This is a genomic window from Labrys sp. KB_33_2, assembly GCF_052114505.1.
In the GTDB taxonomy this organism is placed as follows: Bacteria; Pseudomonadota; Alphaproteobacteria; order Rhizobiales; family Labraceae; genus Labrys.
The window spans coordinates 147886-165803 of the sequence record NZ_JBFREW010000004.1 but is presented as its reverse complement, the minus strand read 5'-3'; the positions used below and the strand labels follow the sequence as shown (position 1 = coordinate 165803).

Annotated in this window: 15 protein-coding genes; 1 reads left to right on the top strand and 14 read right to left on the bottom strand. The window is 64.7% G+C overall.

Annotated features, from left to right (window positions below):
• Positions 1–6: 6 nt before the first annotated feature.
• The 9 genes from AB4037_RS09240 to AB4037_RS09200 all read right to left on the bottom strand — a co-directional run bounded on the left by AB4037_RS09240 (position 7) and on the right by AB4037_RS09200 (position 12371).
• On the bottom strand, positions 7–2403 hold the full coding sequence (locus AB4037_RS09240) for an aldehyde dehydrogenase family protein (RefSeq protein ID WP_441771300.1): 2397 nt from the start codon (positions 2401–2403) through the stop codon (positions 7–9).
• A 232-nt stretch (positions 2404–2635) separates the two neighbouring features.
• Positions 2636–3712 (bottom strand): deoxyribose-phosphate aldolase, encoded by a 1077-nt coding sequence (deoC, locus tag AB4037_RS09235; RefSeq protein ID WP_434955075.1) that lies wholly within the window; start codon positions 3710–3712, stop codon positions 2636–2638.
• Positions 3705–4703: a sugar-binding transcriptional regulator gene (locus tag AB4037_RS09230; protein ID WP_434955076.1), complete on the bottom strand. Its 999-nt coding sequence runs from the start codon at positions 4701–4703 to the stop codon at positions 3705–3707. Before AB4037_RS09230 ends, deoC begins: the two co-directional genes overlap by 8 nt.
• Positions 4703–6220: an FGGY-family carbohydrate kinase gene (locus AB4037_RS09225; RefSeq protein ID WP_441771299.1), complete on the bottom strand. Its 1518-nt coding sequence runs from the start codon at positions 6218–6220 to the stop codon at positions 4703–4705. Before AB4037_RS09225 ends, AB4037_RS09230 begins: the two co-directional genes overlap by 1 nt.
• Before the next feature lie 95 nt (positions 6221–6315).
• A complete protein-coding gene (locus AB4037_RS09220; protein ID WP_441771298.1) occupies positions 6316–7332 on the bottom strand; it encodes a galactitol-1-phosphate 5-dehydrogenase in 1017 nt (338 codons plus the stop codon).
• A 55-nt stretch (positions 7333–7387) separates the two neighbouring features.
• On the bottom strand, positions 7388–8536 hold the full coding sequence (locus AB4037_RS09215) for a glycerol dehydrogenase (protein WP_441771297.1): 1149 nt from the start codon (positions 8534–8536) through the stop codon (positions 7388–7390).
• Between the two features lie 139 nt (positions 8537–8675).
• Positions 8676–9665, bottom strand: coding sequence for an ABC transporter permease (locus tag AB4037_RS09210; protein WP_149252057.1), 990 nt, complete (start codon positions 9663–9665; stop codon positions 8676–8678).
• Positions 9662–11188: a sugar ABC transporter ATP-binding protein gene (locus AB4037_RS09205; RefSeq protein ID WP_441771296.1), complete on the bottom strand. Its 1527-nt coding sequence runs from the start codon at positions 11186–11188 to the stop codon at positions 9662–9664. The genes AB4037_RS09210 and AB4037_RS09205 overlap by 4 nt, the downstream gene beginning before the upstream one ends.
• 214 nt (positions 11189–11402) lie before the next feature.
• On the bottom strand, positions 11403–12371 hold the full coding sequence (locus AB4037_RS09200; RefSeq protein WP_434955081.1) for a substrate-binding domain-containing protein: 969 nt from the start codon (positions 12369–12371) through the stop codon (positions 11403–11405).
• A gap of 272 nt (positions 12372–12643) precedes the next feature.
• Between AB4037_RS09200 and AB4037_RS09195 the strand changes: the two genes are divergently transcribed.
• Entirely contained in the window at positions 12644–13264 is a 621-nt protein-coding gene (locus tag AB4037_RS09195; RefSeq protein WP_434955082.1) for a glucose-6-phosphate isomerase, read from the top strand.
• A gap of 184 nt (positions 13265–13448) precedes the next feature.
• On the opposite strand, the gene AB4037_RS09190 is transcribed toward AB4037_RS09195, so the two are convergent.
• The 5 genes from AB4037_RS09190 to AB4037_RS09170 all read right to left on the bottom strand — a co-directional run bounded on the left by AB4037_RS09190 (position 13449) and on the right by AB4037_RS09170 (position 17918).
• The gene (locus AB4037_RS09190; protein ID WP_149252054.1) at positions 13449–13934 is read right to left on the bottom strand and encodes a MarR family winged helix-turn-helix transcriptional regulator; all 486 of its coding nucleotides are present in this window, start codon (positions 13932–13934) and stop codon (positions 13449–13451) included.
• A 125-nt stretch (positions 13935–14059) separates the two neighbouring features.
• Complete coding sequence (locus tag AB4037_RS09185) at positions 14060–14641, bottom strand: NAD(P)H-dependent oxidoreductase (protein WP_441771295.1); 582 nt, start codon at positions 14639–14641, stop codon at positions 14060–14062.
• Positions 14641–14949, bottom strand: coding sequence for a cupin domain-containing protein (locus tag AB4037_RS09180; RefSeq protein WP_434955085.1), 309 nt, complete (start codon positions 14947–14949; stop codon positions 14641–14643). The genes AB4037_RS09185 and AB4037_RS09180 overlap by 1 nt, the downstream gene beginning before the upstream one ends.
• A 98-nt stretch (positions 14950–15047) precedes the next feature.
• Positions 15048–16457 (bottom strand): FAD-binding oxidoreductase, encoded by a 1410-nt coding sequence (locus AB4037_RS09175; protein ID WP_441771294.1) that lies wholly within the window; start codon positions 16455–16457, stop codon positions 15048–15050.
• A gap of 126 nt (positions 16458–16583) precedes the next feature.
• Positions 16584–17918, bottom strand: a complete 1335-nt coding sequence (locus tag AB4037_RS09170; protein WP_441771293.1) for a cytosine deaminase — start codon at positions 17916–17918, stop codon at positions 16584–16586.

Below are 17918 nucleotides of genomic sequence, written 5' to 3'. Positions count from 1 at the left end.
CGGGCCTTACTCGCCGTAGGGCACCCAGATGTTCTTCACCTGGGTGGCATGGCGCAGATAGTCGGCGCCCTGGGCCTGCGCGTCCTTGAGCCAGTCGAGGGGCCGGCCCTGATTGGTCCAGGTCGCCTTGAGGTTGCCGGCCGATGCCTTCTCGGCGGCCGCGGCGCCGCTCTTGGAGCCGTGATACCAGAGGGCGTCGACGTCGTCGTGCTCGGCCAGGGTCTTGGCGAGTTCGTCGCGCGCGCCGGTGACGATGTTAACAACGCCAGCTGGTACGTCCGAGGTCTCCAGGATCTGGTAGAAGTCGGTCGCTGCCAGCGGGAAGGCCGGCGACGGCACCGCGACGACGCGGTTGCCCATGGCGATCGCCGGCAGCACCAGCGAGACGAATCCGAGCAGCGGCGCTTCATCCGGGCAGAGAATGCCGACCACGCCGAAGGGCTCGTTCATCGCCAGCGTCACGTTGCGCGAACGGGTGGAATGCACGCGGCCGTCATATTTGTCGGCCTGGGCGGCGTAGTAGAAGATGCGCCGGATCGCCTTCTCGACTTCCGCCTTGGCCGCCTTGGAGCTGTGGCCGTAGCTTACCAGGCGCTGCTCGAACTCGGCGGCACGGGCCGACAGGTTCTCGGCGATGTAGTAGAGCACCTGCGCACGGTTATGCGCCGTGGCGGCGCCCCAGCCGCTTGCCTTGGTCGCCGCCTCTACCGCATTGCGGATGTCCTTGCGATTGCCGAGGCCGGCCTGGCCGAGCGTAGCGCCGGCCGTGCTCTTGACCGTATAGCTGTAGCCGGAATCAGGGCGGGCCTGCTTGCCGCCCACGAACAGCTTGGCGGTGCGGTCGATGCTGGGCAGGGCGGTACCTGCAGGCGCCTCGGCTGGCGTGACGCCAAGGGCGCCAGCCTTGTTGTCCTCGGCCGCGGGCAGGGATTTCTCCCAGTCGGGCTTGAGATATTCATAGAGGCCTTCACGGCCGCCCTCGCGGCCGAAGCCGCTCTCGCGATAGCCGCCGAAGCCGGCAGCGGCGTCGAACAGATTGGTCGAGTTGACCCAGACCACGCCGGCCTTCATGCGGGCGGCGGTATCGAGGGCGCGATTGATGTTCTCCGACCAGATCGAGGCGGCGAGGCCATAGCGCGTGTGGTTGGCAAGCTGGATGGCTTCGTCGGGCGTGCGGAAGGTCATCGCCACGGCAACCGGCCCGAAAATCTCGACCTCCGAGACCGTGGAGGATGGTTCCACATCGACGAATATCGAGGGCGGGAAGAAGCTGCCCTTGGCCGGCAGGGCGCAATCGGCCTGCCAGAGCGTGCCGCCCTCCTGCTCGCCCTTCTTGACGAGGTCCTGGATGCGCTGGAGCTGCACCGGCGCGACGATGGCTCCCATGTCGACCGACTTGTCGAGGGGATCGCCGACGCGCAGCGTCTCCATGCGGCGGCGCAGCTTGCCGAGAAAGCGTTCGGCGATGCCTTCCTGGATCAGCAGGCGCGAACCGGCGCAGCAGACCTGGCCCTGGTTGAACCAGATGGCATCGACCACGCCTTCCACGGCGCCGTCGAGATCGGCATCCTCATAGACGATGAAGGGCGACTTGCCGCCGAGTTCGAGCGAAAGCTTCTTGCCCGAGCCCGCCGTGGCCTGGCGGATGAGCCGGCCGACCTCGGTGGAGCCGGTGAAGGCGATCTTGTCGACATCGGGATGAGCGACGAGGGCCGCACCCGTGGCGCCATCGCCGGTGACGATGTTGACCACGCCATCCGGCAGCCCGGCTTCGCGGCAGATCTCGGCGAAGGCGAGTGCCGTCAGCGGGGTGAACTCGGCGGGCTTGAGCACCACCGTGTTGCCGGCCGCGAGCGCCGGCGCGATCTTCCAGGCCAGCATCAGCAGCGGGAAGTTCCAGGGAATGATCTGCCCGCAAACCCCGACGGGGCCGTAGCCGGCGAATTCGGTCTCGACCAGTTCGGCCCAACCGGCATGGTGATAGAAATGTCGGGCGACCAGGGGAATGTCGATGTCGCGGCTCTCGCGGATCGGCTTGCCATTGTCCAGCGTCTCCAGCACCGAGAGGAAACGCTCGCGCTTCTGGATGTGGCGGGCGATGGCGTAGAGATAGCGGGCGCGTTCATGGCCAGGCAGCGCCGACCAGGCGGGGAAAGCCTTGCGCGCGGCCTTGACGGCGGCATCGACATCCTCGGATGTGCCGGCGGCGACCTTGGCGAGCAGGGTATCGCGAGCGGGGTTCACAACCTCGAAGGTTTCCTTGCCCTTGGAGGCGACAAAGGCTCCGCCGATGAAGTGCTTGAAGCCCTTTTCATGGCTCGCGAGCCAGGCCGTGACGTGATTGTCGGCTTCTGGGGCAGGACCATAGTCCATGGTTTGCAGAATTTCCTTGACGGTGGGCATCGGGGGCCTCCTGGGCATAGGTTTCGGCGTGCCTTTTCCCCAGCGGAGGGAGGTGCGCCTGGCCTTCTCCACGAAGTGGGGAAGGTGTCATTGCCAAGCAATGACGGATGGGGTGTGGGCCGCTAGCGCTTTCAGTCCGAAGAGGGTGCCACTAGCGGGCCGCACCCCATCCGACCCGACTTCGTCGGGCCACCTTCCCCACTTCGTGGAGAAGGTTCTCGCGTTGCGTTTCCTATGCCAGAGCGTGGTGAGTCAGCGCCGAATAGCGCCCGGTCACGAAATGCTCGAGCTGGCGCTCGATGTCGGCGAGCATCGATGAGGCTCCGATGCGGAAAAGATTGGGTTCCAGCCAGGGGCGGCCGAGCTCTTCCTTCATCAAAGCGAGCCAGGCCAGGGCGTCCTTGGCCGTCCTGAGGCCGCCGGCCGGCTTGAAGCCCACCGCCTCGCCGGTGAACTCGCCATAGTCGCGCAGGGCACGGAGCATTGTGAGGCTGACGGGGAGAGTAGCATTGACGTCCTCCTTGCCGGTGGAGGTCTTGATGAAGTCGGAGCCCGCCATCATCGCGACCATGCTGGCTTTGTAGACATTGCGCAGCGTCTTGAGGTCGCCGGTGGCGAGAATGGCCTTGAGATGGGCCTCGCCGCAGGCCTCGCGCATGGCGCGGATCTCATCATAGAGGGCGTTCCAGTCCTGCGTCAGCACCTGGGCGCGGTTGATGACGATGTCGATCTCCTGGGCGCCCTGGTCGACGGCATAGCGGATTTCGGCAAGGCGCTGCGGCAGCGGGGTGAGGCCGGCGGGAAAGCCCGTCGCCACCGAGGCGACGGGAATGCCGGAACCGGCGAGCGCCTTGACGGCGGGGCCGACCATGGTGGGATAGACGCAGACGGCGCCCACCGTGGGCGGGGCATCGGCGAGGCCGAGGGCTGTAACGATGTCCTCGCGGATGGGGCGGCGCGCCTTCAGGGCGAGGCGATGCACGCGGCCGGGCGTGTCGTCTCCCGCCAGGGTGGTGAGGTCGATGCATTGCACCGCCTTCACCAGCCAGGCGGCCTGGTATTCCTTCTTCACCGTGCGGCGCCCGCCGAGGGTCGCGGCCCGGCGTTCGGTGGCGCTGAGATTGACCTCGATCGCCTCGAACCATTCGGGCTTGAGGGCCGTGCCGGGATTGCGGGCATGGGCGCCCTGGCCTGATACGATCAGGGCGGAGCCGGTGGGCACCACGCTAAGGGCCGGAGCGGCTTGAGCAGAGGAGACTTGGCCCGGCTTCTTGGAGGCAGCCGGCGTGCCTTTATCGGTCTTATCCATGGTGGGTTTCATCCAGGAGGAAGCGTGCTGTCTGCTCGTCGGTGACGAGCACGTTGAGATAGCCAGCCCTGAGGCAGGCAAGGGTTATGGCTTGTTTCGACTTGCCGGCGGCGACGCCGATCGAGAATTTCCGCTCCCGACAAAAACGCAGATCCAGGCCGATGGTTCGGGCATCGATGTCCGCGTCCACGATATTGCCATGGGCATCGACATAGCGGCTGAGAATATCGCCGACGGCGCCTTTCGCCTTGAGGGCCGCCGTTTCCGCTTCGGTGACGAAGCCCGATTGCACCAGCACGGAATCGGGGCTGATCGTGCCCATGCCGAAGCAGATCACCGGCGCTTTGCGGGCAAGCTCCAGCACGCTGGCGATAGTGGGATCCTGTTCCAGCGCCACGCGGGTGGCGGCATGGCCCAGAATGGCCGGCACCGGCAGCAAGGTCGCCGTACCATTGGCCGAGCGGGCGAAGAGTTCGGCGGTGTTGTTGGTGCGGATAGAGGGCGATCGGATGTTCATGGCCCCATTGAGCAGCACCACTTCCACGCCCTCGTTCCAGAAGGGCGGCAGGCGGTGCGCAACCGCGCTCATGGTGCGGCCCCAGGAGACGCCGATCAGCGGTACCTTGCCGAGGCCTGCGAGCATGCGCGCGGCAGCCTGCGCCACGGCATCGAGCAGGAGGCCCTCGTCCTCCTCGCCATTGTTGGGGACGACGACGGCTTCCTTCAGGTTCCAGCGGCGCTGCAGCCTGGACTCGATGTCAGGAGAGCGCGGCGCCCGCGGCACGATCTCGATGCGCACGATGCCGGCCTCGCGCGCCTCGGTCAGCAGGCGGCTGGCCTGCCAGCGCGTGAGGTTGAGCTCCTTGGCAAGGTCGCCCATGGTCATGTCGAGCTCGTAATAGCGCTTGGCGACCTGGATCATCAGGAGTTCGCGCTGCTCGCCGGACATGGTCCTGAACTGGACGTCATGGTCGAGATTGCCGACACTCATCAACGCGATCCCTCAAGCTGTCTTGATGCCAGCTTGCGCGAGAGTGGCGCAAGAAGCTCGGTCGCTTCAAGATAATCCTGCAGCAATTCACCATAGCGGGCATGGGCGGCGAGGTCGGGCTCGACCAGCGTAACCGGCTGGGCCACCGCATCCGCCGCGGCAAAGAGGTCGCCAAACAGGCCGGCGCCGGTAGCGGCGCAGGCGGCCGTGCCGACAAGGGTGAGATTGGTTTGGCTGAGGAGTTCGACGGGCATGCCCATGGCGTCGACCGTGGCCTGCAGCCACAGCGGGTTCTTGGCATAGCCGCCCGAAGAGACGATGCGGTTGCAGGCAATGCCGAGTTCCCGGATGCGGCGGAACACGTTTGCCGAACCCAGCGCCACCGCTTCGACGGCGGAGCGATAGAGGTCCGCCCTGGAATGGCTGAGCGACAGGCCGAGTACGGCGCCGCGCAGCAGGGGATCGCGATAGGGCGTCCGGTTGCCCATGAAATAATCGAGTGTGAGCAGACCGGTGCCGCCGACCGGCAAAGCGCTCGCTTCCTGCACCAGGGCAGCGCGCTCCTGCTGGTCGAGCCCGAACATATTGCGCGCATACCAGGACATCACGGAGCCGGCAGAAACCTGGCCCGCTTCCACCAGCCAATAATCATCGACCAGGGCATGGGGATATGGCCCCCAGAAGCCGGTGACCGGTGCCTGCGCCGCGAGCTGGAAGAGATGGACGATCGAGGTGCCGCCGATCAGCAGATGTTCGCCCGGCCGCAGCGTGCCTGCGCCCGCGATGCCGGTATGCGCATCGATGCCGCCCTGGGCCAGCATGGGCCTGTTAACGAGGCCGAGATGCTCGGCCGCCGTGGCGCTGACCGGCGCGATCGGTGCGCCCACCGCCTTGATATCATCTGGCAGTTTGGTGGCGAGGTCGGGAATGCCGAATTCGGCGTAGAGCTCGTCAGGGAAGCGGCGGGTGACGGAATCGTAGTTCCATTTGCAGGTCGCGTTCATGCGCGAGCCGACCCACAGGCCCGTCAGCTTGAAATTGATGTAGTCGAGGCACTCGCAGATGATGTCGGCCCCGGCATAGACGTCCGGCTCGTGGCGCGAGAGCCACATCGCCTTGGGCACAAGCCATTCGGCCGCATCGCCGCCGCCGGCATAGGCCAGCACGGGGTGCTGCGAGAGCGCGGTCCGGGCCGCTTCTTCGGCAGCCCGGCAGTCCATCCACAGGAGGGAGGGGCGCAGGGGCGTGCCATCCCGTTTGCAGGCGACCACGGTCGAGGCCGTGGTGGCGGCGCAGACGCCATCGATATGAGGCGAGCCGAGGTCGCGCATCAGGCCGCGGCTGGCCTGCCCGAGCGCGTCCCACCAGTCGATCGGCGACTGCTCCGCCCAGCCCGGATGCGGGTGGCGGGTGGGGTACTGGACCTCCCGCTCACCAAGCATCGCACGGCTTTCAAGGTCGAACACGCCGACCCTGATGCCGCCGGTGCCGAAATCCAGGCCGAGAAGACGTGGCATGAGTGGTTCTCCGGGAGCGCGGACATCTTGTCCGCTTCACCCTCCCCCTCCAGGGGAGGGTAAGGATCGACGTGCTTTTGTGTCGATTTTACAGTTTACGGCCTGAACATCACCTTGGAGAAGAACTCGTTCTTGCGCTTGAAGCTCTCGAACATGCCGGGCAGTTCCTCGAGCGTGAGTTCATGGGTGATCATGAACTCCCATTTGAGCTTGCCGGTGGCGAGAGCCTCGAGCGACACCGTCCACTGCTTTCCGGGGAACGGGGCGCCGAAGGAGTTCCAGGCTCCGTGCAGCGACACTTCCTGGCGCAGGAAGTGCTGGAAGGTCTGGTTCTCCAGCGCGACCTCGCCGACAGGGATTCCGATGAACACGACATGACCGCCGGGGCCGGCCAGCTTGGCGGCGAAGTTGATCGAGGAGGGATGGCCGGCGGCCTCGACGATGAGGTCGCAGTTCAGCCCAGCCGGCAACGGATCGGTGATCAACTGGGTGTGGGTCGCACCGGCCTCGCGCGCCTGTTCGAGCTTCTGCTCGGAGACGTCGACGGCGACGACTTCCGTGCAGCCCATCAGTTTCATCCACTGGATGGCGAACAGCCCGATCGGGCCGCAGCCGATGACGCCGCCGCGCTGACCAACGGTGGGCGGGGCCTTCCAGACGGCGTGGAGGGCGATCGAGGCCGGGTCGGTCATGGCGATGGCGCGGGGATCGGCATCCGCCGGGGCCTTGAGCAGATTGCCCACCGGCACCGAGACGAATTCGGTATAGGCACCGTCGCGCCGGCTGCCGAAATAGTCATAGTTGCGGCAGCGCGAGAAATTGCCGGTCGCGCATTGATCGCAGACCCGGCAGGGGATGAGCGGGGCGACGCCGACGAGTTCGCCCTTCTCGAAACCGGTCACGCCCGACCCGATCTCCGAAATATGGCCCGAGAATTCATGCCCGCAGATGATCGGCATGCGATGGGCGCCCTTGGTCAGCATGCGAGGAAGGTCCGAGCCGCATACCCCGACAGCCGCAACACGCAATAGCACCTCTCCGGTTGCCGCGACCGGCTTGGGAACGTCCTCGAGGCGGATGTCACCCGGCGAATACATGACGGCTGCGCGCATGGTCAAAGTCCTTGAATATGGAGGAGGTGTGTTGGCGAAGGGGGATCAGGGGCCGTCAAACGGCCTGCCGCTCCGCGCCGAAGAGTGAGGAAGTGAAGGCGTCCAGGGCGATGATGGCATCGCGGACGATTTCCACCGACAAGGGCACCGCGACCCGCCAGGTGATCGACCCCTCCTTGAGGGCCGCCTTGGCGACGCGCTCGATGTCGTCGGCTGTGGCCTTGCCGAGCCTGAGGTCGGCAAGGGTGGTCGGCAGGCCCACCGCTTTGCAGAAGCGGGCGGTTTCTTCGATCTCGGCGAGCGGGCGCCCTTCCAGCATCAGGAGGCAGAGCACGCCGAAGGCGACCTTCTCGCCGTGGAAAAAGCCATGGCTTTCCTCCAGAGCCGTCAGGCCGTCATGGATGCCGTGGGCGGCGGAAACAGCGCAATTCTCAAAACCCAGGCCGCTGAGCAGCGTATTGGCCTCGATGATGTTCTCGACGGCTGGCGTCAGCGCGCCCTTCTCGACCGCGAGCTTGGCTGCCAGCGCATCGCGCATCAGCACTTCATGGCAGGCCTTGGCGATGGCGATGCCGGCCAGCGGGGCCGGATAGCCGCCGGCGATGAAGTTGTCGGAGCGCGATTCCAGGTTGGAGCGGGCTTCGAACCAGGTGGAGAGGGCATCGCCGATGCCGGCCACGAGGAAGCGAGCGGGGGCCTTGGCGATCAGGGCGCTGTCAACCACTACCACGTCCGGATTGCGTGGCAGCATGAAGGATTCCTTGAACACGCCCTGCGGCGTGTAGGTCACCGCGATGGCGCTGGTCGGTGCGTCCGTGGAGGCGATGGTGGGCACGATGGCGATGCGGGCATCGTTGGCGATCGCGGCCAGCTTGGCGGTGTCGGCCGTTTTGCCGCCGCCGATGCCGACGACGATATCCGCCTTGGCCTGGGAGACCAGGGATGTCACCCGGTCGATCTCCTCGCGGCAGCATTCGCCGTTGAACTTCTCCATGGTGAGGCCGAGGCCGCTGCCTTCGAGCGAGGCGAGGATGGAGGCGCCGAGCTTTTCGAAGACGAAGCCGTCGACGAGCAGGAAGGCCTGCTTGCCGAGAGGGCGTAAATGATCGGCGAGGCGGCCGATTTCGCCGGCCCGCTGGATGTATTTGAGCGGACCACCGAAGGCCCGGCCCTGTGCGCTGTGCCACCCGCGAGATTCAGCCATTGGAAGAATTCCCTATGTCGCATCGCCTGGTGGCGATGAATGATCAATATTCACATTTGTGAAATAAGATCATTTATGTGAAAATTTAGACAGAAAAATACGCGCTGTCAACGGAGTCGGCAGCGCGTTGGGTTGTCGTCTATCGCTTCAGAGTGCCGGTTGCGTATTGCAGCAGCATCGCGACCACGATGATCAGGCCGGTATAGAGCTGCTGGCTGTAGCCGGGCACCCCGGCGAGGTTCATGATGTTGGCGATGATGCCCATCACCAGCGTGCCCAGCAGCGTGTTGACCACGTCGCCGCGCCCGCCCATCAGGCTGGCGCCGCCGATCACCACGGCTGCGATGACGTTGAGCTCCATGCCGACGCCGACCTGGGCCGAGCCGATGGTGGTGCGGCTGGCGGAAATCACGCCGGCGAGGCCGGCCAGCGCCCCGGAGATCACATAGACGGCCAGGACATAGCGCGGCACCGCAATGCCGGACAGCCGCACCGCTTCCTCGTTGGAGCCGATGGCGGTGATGATGCGGCCGAAGCGCGTGAAGGAGAGCACGATGCCGCCGACGATGAACACCGCGAACATCAGGATGACGGGCTGGGGTATGCCGAGCCAGTAGCCGGCACCGAAATCGGCCAGGGCCTGGCCGCCGTCACCGATCGAGATCGGCCGCCCTTCCGAAATCATGAAGGAGAGCGAGCGGGCGATCGCCATCATGGCCAGCGACATCACGAAGGAGGGCAGGCGCATATAGGCGACGAAGAAGCCGACGGCGAGGCCGCAGGCGGCGCCGCACAAGATCACCAGCGCGATGCTGACGCCGACGCCATAGCCGAGCTTGGCGATGAAATAGGCGGTGAGCACGCAGCCCAGCGCCAGCACCGAACCGACCGAAAGGTCGATGCCGCGGGTGAGGATGACGAAAAGCATGCCAACCGACATGATGCCAGCGCCGGAGGCGACCTGGCGGAGCACGTTCAGGATATTGTTCTTGGTCAGGAAGCTGTCGGTCCACACGGAGGCGACGATGACCAGGACCAGGAAGATGCCGAGGGTCGCGAAACGCTGCACCAGGGCGCCGAGATCATAGCCGCGCTTGCCGTCGCCGCGGTTCTCGCTGAGAGCTGTCATTGTCCTATACCATTCGCCGCTTGAATTGCTTTGCCGGGTTGCCCGCCTTCGCTCATGGCCAGGGAAAGCAGGTTTTCCTCGCTGTAATCGCCCGGGCTGAGTTCGCCGCGGATCTCGCCCTCGCGCATCACCAGCACGCGGTCGCACAAGCCGAAGAGTTCCTGATGTTCGGAAGAGATTACCAGGACGGCCTTGCCGGCTTCCGCCAGGCGGTTGACGAGCGTGTAGATCTCGGTCTTCGCGCCGACGTCGACGCCACGGGTCGGCTCGTCGAGGATGATGAGATCGCCGTCGGCATGGAACCACTTGGCCAGCACCACCTTCTGCTGGTTGCCGCCCGACAGGCTCGATACGGGCGCGTCGACGCTGGCGGCCTTGAGGCGCAGGCTCTGGCCGAGTTCGCCAACGGTGCGCCGTTCCAGGCCCCGGCGCAGGAAGCCGAGCGCAGTGGTGACCGACGACATCCGAGCCATGGTGGCGTTCACCCGGATGGGTTTGTCGAGGATGACGCCCTGATGCTTGCGATCCTCGGGGACCAGCCCGACGCCCGCCGCGACGGCGTCGCGCGGCGAGCGGAAATGCACCGGCTTGCCTTTGAACTTGATGGCGCCGCTATCGGGCCTGTCGGCACCGAAGATCAGGCGGGCGACCTCGGTACGTCCGGAGCCGACCAGGCCACCGAGGCCGACGATCTCGCCGGCGCGCACGGCGAGGCTGACATTGCGGACCTTGCGGCCGGCATGGAGCGCGGACACGCTGATCACTTCCTCGCCGATCCTGCGCTCCCTCTTCTCGGGAAAGAGGGCGGAGAGCGGCCGGCCGACCATCATCCGGATGATGTCGTCGATGGTCACGTCCTTGGCGGCGACGGTGCCGACGAGCTGGCCGTCCTTCATCACGGTCATGCGATCGGAGATCCGCATCACCTCCTCGAGGCGATGGGAGATATAGACGACACCGACGCCATGGCTGCGCAGATCGGTGATGACCTTGTGCAGGCGCTCGGCATCCCGATCCGACAGCACGGCGGTCGGCTCGTCGAAAATGATGATCTTGACCTCGCGCGACAGCGCCTTGGCGATCTCGACCACCTGCTGATGGGCGACGGCGAGATTGCCGACGCGCTCGCCGGGATCGATGTCGAAGCCGAGCCGCTTGATCAATTCGCCGGCGCGCTTTCTCAGCCCCGGCCCTGCGAAGACCCCGGGCAGTTCGCCCAGGAAGATGTTCTCCGCCACCGACAAATCGGGGGCAAGGGCCAATTCCTGATGGATCACGGCGATGCCGAGTGCCCTGGCCAGGCGCGGATCGCGGAAGTCGACGTGACGTCCGGCGACCGTCACCTCACCACTGCTGGGGTGCAGTTCGCCGCCCAGCACACGCATCAGCGTCGACTTGCCGGCGCCGTTCTCGCCGAGCAAGGCATGAACCTCGCCACTCTGGACGTCGAAGTCGACGCCCTTGAGGGCGTGTACGCCGCCGAAGGACTTGGTGATGGCGGTGAGCCTGGCGAGTTCGGACATGATGCCTCGCTGGTTTGGATATCGCAGGGCGACTATTGCCTTCTCCCCGTGTGGGRGAAGGTGGCGCGAAGCGCCGGATGAGGGGTTGACGAAACCTCTCTGTTCTTGGTGCTTGTCCCTGAAGTTGTTTCGGATGGGGTACGAGACCCTTCATCCCCCCTTCGGGGCACCTTCTCCCCCAAAGGGAGAAGGCGCATGACGCCGAAGCCGCCGCTTAGAACACCGCGTCCTTCTTGTAGAATTTGTCGACGTTCTCCTGAGTGATCACCGCCGGCGTGGTGAGTTCGAGCTTGGGCGTGTCGGGGGAGAGCTCGCCCTTGAGCGCCTTCAGGCCGATATCGACAGCGGTACGCGCCACCAGATCCGGATCGTTGAGGCCGGTCGCGCCATATTTGCCGTCCTTGATGAGAGCGAGCGCTTCCTTCTGGCCATCGGCGGCGGCGAGCACCAGCACGTCGGTCTTGCCGGCGGCCTGCAGCGCCTTCATGCCGCCCAGCGCCATCGAATCGTTCTCTGCGAGCAGCACGGTGACGTCAGGATGGGCCTGCAGCAGGTCCTCGGCGGCCTTGAGGCCGTCCTCGGTCGCCCAATTGCCCCAGCCCTGGCCGAGCACCTCGAAGCTGGCTTTGCCGTCATTGACGAGCTGGCCTTCTACAAGGCCGCGGAAGACGCCGAGGCGGCGGTCGCGGCCCACTTCATTGCCCTGGGAGCCGGAGAGCAGGATGATCTTGACGGGCTTGCCCTGCATCTTCTTGGCCAGCCACTGGCCGACGAGGAAGCCGTTCTGGTCGTTGGAGGAGCGCACCTGGGTGACGATCTTGGCCTTGGTGTTGATCGAGGAATCCATCACCACCACCTTCACGCCAGCCGCGGTGGCGGCATTGGCTGCCCCGACGAGGCCTTCTGGATCGCGCGGGTTGAGAATCAGGAGGTTGACGCCCTTGGCGACCATGTCCTCGACGTCGGAGATCTGCTTGCCCATGTCGTTCTGGCCATCGGAGGTGGTGACCTCACAACCGGCCTTCTTGCCCTGATCGATGGCGGCGGCCTGCTGGGCGGCGAAATAGGGGGCGCTCAGCGTGTACATCGCCACGCCGATCTTGCAGTCGGCGGCGCTCGCCATGCCCATCGTGCCGGCCAGCAATGCTGCGGCCAGGCTGCCGCCCAAAAGGGTTTTCTTCATTGGCTCTCTCCTCCACGTCGTCCGTCAGGGCGTTTTTCCTGGCCCTGTTCTGTAGCATAAGTACATTTTTTGACAGGGGTCAAGCGATCCAAATTTTAAAAAATTGAAACAAAATCACATACGTGAAATATTGCAACGCAATATTGTCTAAATTAGCTTAAAATGAGTTAAAATAGTGCGCCGAGGGTTGTCGGGGTGTTGATAAAAATGTAGTGATGCTACAGAATGGCGAGCTTCCAAGAGCGCCGCAATCAAAAGAAAGGTTGGTTGATATGCCCATGCGCGAGCCGGGTCTGTGCGTCGTCGATGTCGAGAACGGGGAATTGCGGGGGGCAACCAACCGCTACACCAAGACGATGGGCGATCTTGCCGGCCTCTATGAAGACGAGGCTGCCTATCGAACCGTCCTCGCCGAACTCGGCGACAAGGTGGTTTACGAGGTGACGGATTACAAACCCTCGGCGGATGCCGGCGACATGATCATCGGGGTCACCCGCATGATTCCAGGCAAGGTGGGGCGGGAATATTTCCTCACGCGCGGCCACATCCACGCCAATCCCAATCGTCCGGAAATGTATTACGGCGAGAGCGGACACGGCATCATGCTGCTGGAATCGCCGGCCGGAGAAATCCGCAGCGTCGAGATCGGGCCGCGCAGCCTGTGCTATGTGCCGCCCTACTGGATCCACCGCTCGGTCAATGTCGGCTCGACCGATCTGGTGATGACCTTCGCCTATCCCGCCGACTCAGGCCAGGACTATGACATCATCGCCAAGGCCGGCGGCATGCGCAGCCGTATCGTCGATGACGGCAAGGGCGGATGGGCGGCCGTCGACAATGCTGGCTACCAGTTCCGGGCTAAGGAGTTGGTCGAGGCCATCATGGCGAGGTGAGGTGCGCGACTTCCCTTCTCCCCTTGCGGGAGAAGGTGCCCTGAAGGGGCGGATGAGGGGTCTCCCGACTCATCCAATTCGAATCGGAGGCGGGCGTTGAGCCACGAAGAACGGTAAGGTTGCAAAACCCCTCATCCGGCGCTTCGCGCCACCTTCTCCCGCAAGGGGAGAAGGCTTGGCGCCCTCAAGCCTCGTCGGCGTCGCCCTCGTCGTCATCATCGGCGTCGATCTCGCCGCCGAGCGCGTGCTTGAAGCCTTTCTCGACTCGCTTGAGCAATTTGCGCAGGCGCTTGCGGTCCTTGTTGTCGAGATGGCTGGTGGCTTCCGCCTCGATGTCGAGCGCCAGGGCCGCGATAGCCGCGGCCTTTTCCTTGCCGTCCGCGCTCAGGCCCACGCGCACGACGCGCCCATCACCGTCGGTCGCCTTGCGCTCGATCAGGCCGGCGGCCGACAGGCGCGCAATCGTCTTGGAGGCTGTCGGGGGCCTGACGCGCAGGATTTCCGCCAATTCGCTCATCGACAGGGCTTCTCGCCCGGCAAGGGCTTCGAGCACCTGTTCCTGGCCCGGGAACAGGCCAAGTCCTTCGAGGAGTTTGGCGGTGCGGGCCCGATGCAGGCGGGCCACGTGGATCAACTGATAACCAAGTGTCTTGGAGGCCGGATGTCGCATGGTAATGATCCGCCGGCTGATGATTTGCTGTAGCCGGCTTCAGATACAGTTTCTCACAGAAAATGTCGAGGATTTCGTCGGCTTTAGCCTGAAATCCGGTAAATATTTCCTGTCCGACGTAGGCTCTAAACCTTGGCCAGTGCCTTCTCCACTCTGGTCAGGAAGGCAGCGCGCGAGTGGTCGGTCGACAGGTTCATCGAGTAATGGGCGAGGTATTGAAAGCGCGCGAAGGGCTTCACCACCGCCCGCAGCATGCGCGTGACCACGCGGCGGGGCGGATCGCTCATCAGCAGGGCCTTCAGATGCGAGCCGCCATAGGTGGTGACGGCCACCACCTTGGTAATGTTGTGCAAATTGCCCTGGACCTTGCCGTCGACCAGGGTGAAGGACACGCCGGGCAGGAAGACCCGGTCGAAAAACCCCTTGAGGATGGCCGGAAAGCCGTAGTTCCAGATCGGCGTGACGATCACCAGCGCCTGCGCCCGTTGCAGGCGTTCGACATAATCAGCCACGCCATCGCGGTTTTTTGCGGTGTCGTGATAGGTGCGCCGTTCGGCGGCCGTGAGCACGGGCTGGAACCCTTCGGCATAGAGGTCGCAGTCGTCGACCTCATGGCCGGCCTTGCGCAAGGTCTCCACGGCGCAGGTATGCAGCGCCGCGCCGAAGGATTCCTCGCAAGGGTGCGAGAAGAGGACGAGGACCCGCATCAGCCCTTCATCTCGACCTCGACGAAGGCCATGTGGGACTGGCCGCCGTTGAAGACATTGTGCTCGACGCCGGCCGGGCGCGAATAGGAGGTACCGGCAGCGAGTGGAACCAGCTTCTCGCCTTGCGTGTCGACGATACGCAAAGTGCCGTCGACCAATGGCACCACGGCATAGGGATATTCATGGCGGTGCCAGCCCGTCTCCTGGCCGGGCTCGAAATCGTAGCGGGTGATGCGCACCCGCTCATCGTCGACCTGGAGCGTTCCGGTCGCCAGATTGGTGTTGTCGCTGTTGTGTGCTCCACACATGGCAGGGCCTTTCATAGCTATGGTTTGGTGTTGGACCTCGCCATTTCGTGGCGAGGTGCATTTGGCAGGCGAGTGTGTCCGATATCCTGGCAAGCCGATCAGGCTTCCATTTGCATGCCCCGGAAAAGATAGGTCCGGTTCGAGGAATAGTCATAATCGGGATCGTCCCAGGCGATCATCTTGCCGGGATTGAGCAGGCCCTTGGGATCGGCTTCGCGCTTGAAGGCGAGCTGCATCTCGTCGGTCTGCTTCATGCCGCCTTCCTCCAGCGTGTAGCGGTGCGGGTTGAACACCGGCGCACCCATGTCCTCGTGGATGCGGATGATCTCGTCGAGGCGCTCCTCGGTGGTGAACTTGACGAGCGGCAGGCCGAAGCAGGTGATCTTGCCGTCGAAGCGCACGAATTCGAGATGGGCCACCACTTCGTCGCCGAAGACGGCATGGATCTTGGAGACGAGTTCGAGCTGGTTGGGGAAGGGGTAGAGCGTCTGAAGATAGGTGATGGTGGGATCGAGCTTGAGGGCACGCAGCGTGGTGTGGTTCCAGCCGAGTTCGTAGATGTCGGGCAGGCCCTTGCGGTCCGCCTCGCTCATGCCCGACGTCGAGAACAACAGTTCTGCGCCCTTGCGCCGGCGGGTGATGGTGAGGAAGGCATCGTAGTTCTGCGGGGCGATCATGGCGCAGACGATATGCTTGTCGCGCGGGATCCAACGCCGGTGCCGGTTGAAATAGTCATGCGCGGCCGGCGCTGCCACCACCGCGAGCTGCTTCTTGAGGATGCCGTCAGCCTCGCCGGTCTCGTTGGCGAAGGCGGCCGCCTCGGCGAGCGTATCGAAGCCGACGATGACGTCGATCCACTTGAAGGCCGATGTCAGTGGCATCTCGACTTCCGTGATGATGCCGTTGGTGCCGTAGGCATGGCTGACCTTGTGCAGATCCTCGCCGGTGAGATCGAGGATGCGTGGGCTTGCCTCCATCGTCACTACCTTGAGGCGGGTGATATTGCCCCAGTCGCGCAGGCCGCCCCAGGTGATCGAGCCGACGCCGCCCGAGCCGCCGGCGACGAAGCCGCCGATGGTGGCCGTCTTCGCGGTGGAGGGATGCAGACGCAATTCCTGGCCGGAATGGGCTTGCGTCTGTTTGTCGATCTCGGCCATCACCGCGCCGGCTTCGGCAACCAGCACGCCCGGCTCGATCGAGATGATCTTGTCCATGAAGGACAGATCGAGCACGGCCCCCCGCGACAGCGGCATCGCCTGGCCGTAATTGCCGGTGCCGGTGCCGCGGGGCGTCACCGGAATGTCGAGCGCGTAGCAGGCGGCGAGCGTGGCGACGACGTCGTCCGTGGATTTGGCGAAGATGATGCAATCGCCGGTGATGTGGTCGAGCTCGCGCTTGAGCACCGGCGAATACCAGAAGAAGTCGCGGCTCTTCTGCCGCACCAAGGTCGGGTGATCCTCGATGCGGATGTCGGGCAGGCGGGCCTTGAGGGCGGCGATGTCGGTCATGGGCGGATCTCGGAGTGCCGATCTCCAGATCGGCATTCTTGGAAGCGAAGCGTTCCGTCGAAGAAAAATGCCGATCTGGAGATCGGCACACCATGTCTGGTGCGTCAAGTCTGGTTGATTGAGCGCCTAGGGGCCGCTGGCCTGCGATCGCCGGACCAAACCTTCGGTTCGGTCTGACAGCACCGCATCGAGTTCCTCATAGTCCGGCAAAGCGGTGTCGATGGCCCGGCCCTTGCGCACCACGATGCGATCGGCCTGCGGGCGGGACAGCAGCTCCGTCCAGCTCCTGGCCTTGAACAGCACGAAATCGGCCGGCCCACCGACACGCAGCCGCCCGGCGTCGATGCCCATCACCGAGGCCGGCGTCGCCGTAACCACCTTTGGCCAGTCGCCGAAAGGATGGTCGAGATGGGCCACGCGCGTCGCCTCGCGGAAGACTTCGAGGGCATCGAGATCGCCATAGGCATAGAAGGGGTCGCGCGTATTGTCGGAGGAGACCGCGACCGGCACGCCCGCCGCCTTCAATTCGTGCAGCAGCGTCACGCCGCGCGAGCGGGGGGTGCGGCCGGGCACGCGGTCCTGCAGATAGAGATTGCACATTGGCAGCGAGACCACGGCGATGCCGGCCTGCGCCACCTTGTCGATGGTGGCCTTGATCTCGTCCTCCTCCTGCCGGGCGAGGGAACAGCAATGGCCGACCGTGACCTGGCCGGCGAAGCGATGCCGCAGGGCCCCCTCGGCGATATGGCTTAGTGTGCGGGCTTCGGGGTCCTGGGTCTCGTCGACATGGAAATCGAGATCGAAGCCGTTGTCGGCGGCGAGGCGGAACAGCGTGTCCAGGCCCTGGTCGAGCTCGGGCACCATATAGGTGACGCCGCCCAGGATACCGTCATGCGCGCGTAGGGCGGCGGTGATGTCGGACATGTGGGCGCGATCGGCCACATGCTCGATGGAAAACAGCGCGACGGCCTGCAATTCGATGCGGCCGGCCCATTTTTCGCGCATTTCGGCAAGAACAGGCCAGGAGATGCCTATCTGCTTGCCGATCGAATCGAGATGGGTGCGGATGGCGGAGGTGCCGTGCGCATAGGCGCAGCGTAGTGAGAAATCCATGCGGGCGGCGACATCGGCGGCCGACCAATGAGCCTCGCGATCCAGGGTCACGTTGTCGAGAGCCCCGAAGAAGGTGCCGTCGGGATTGCGGCGGCGCGGCCAGATATGGCCCTTGTCGAGATGGGTGTGCAGTTCCACGAAGCTCGGGAAGACCATGCCTGCGCTGAGTGTACCGGAGGGACCTGTCACGGCCTCGATCGCCTCGATGCGCCCGTCCGCGACGGTCAGGCAGATGCGTGCCAGGCCATCCTGGTCGGCGCCGGCCAGTGGTTGCGACACCAGGCAGGCCGGTACGCTGGCCTCGACCGACCATCGGCCATCGGTGGGAACTGCGAGGGGCTTGGACAC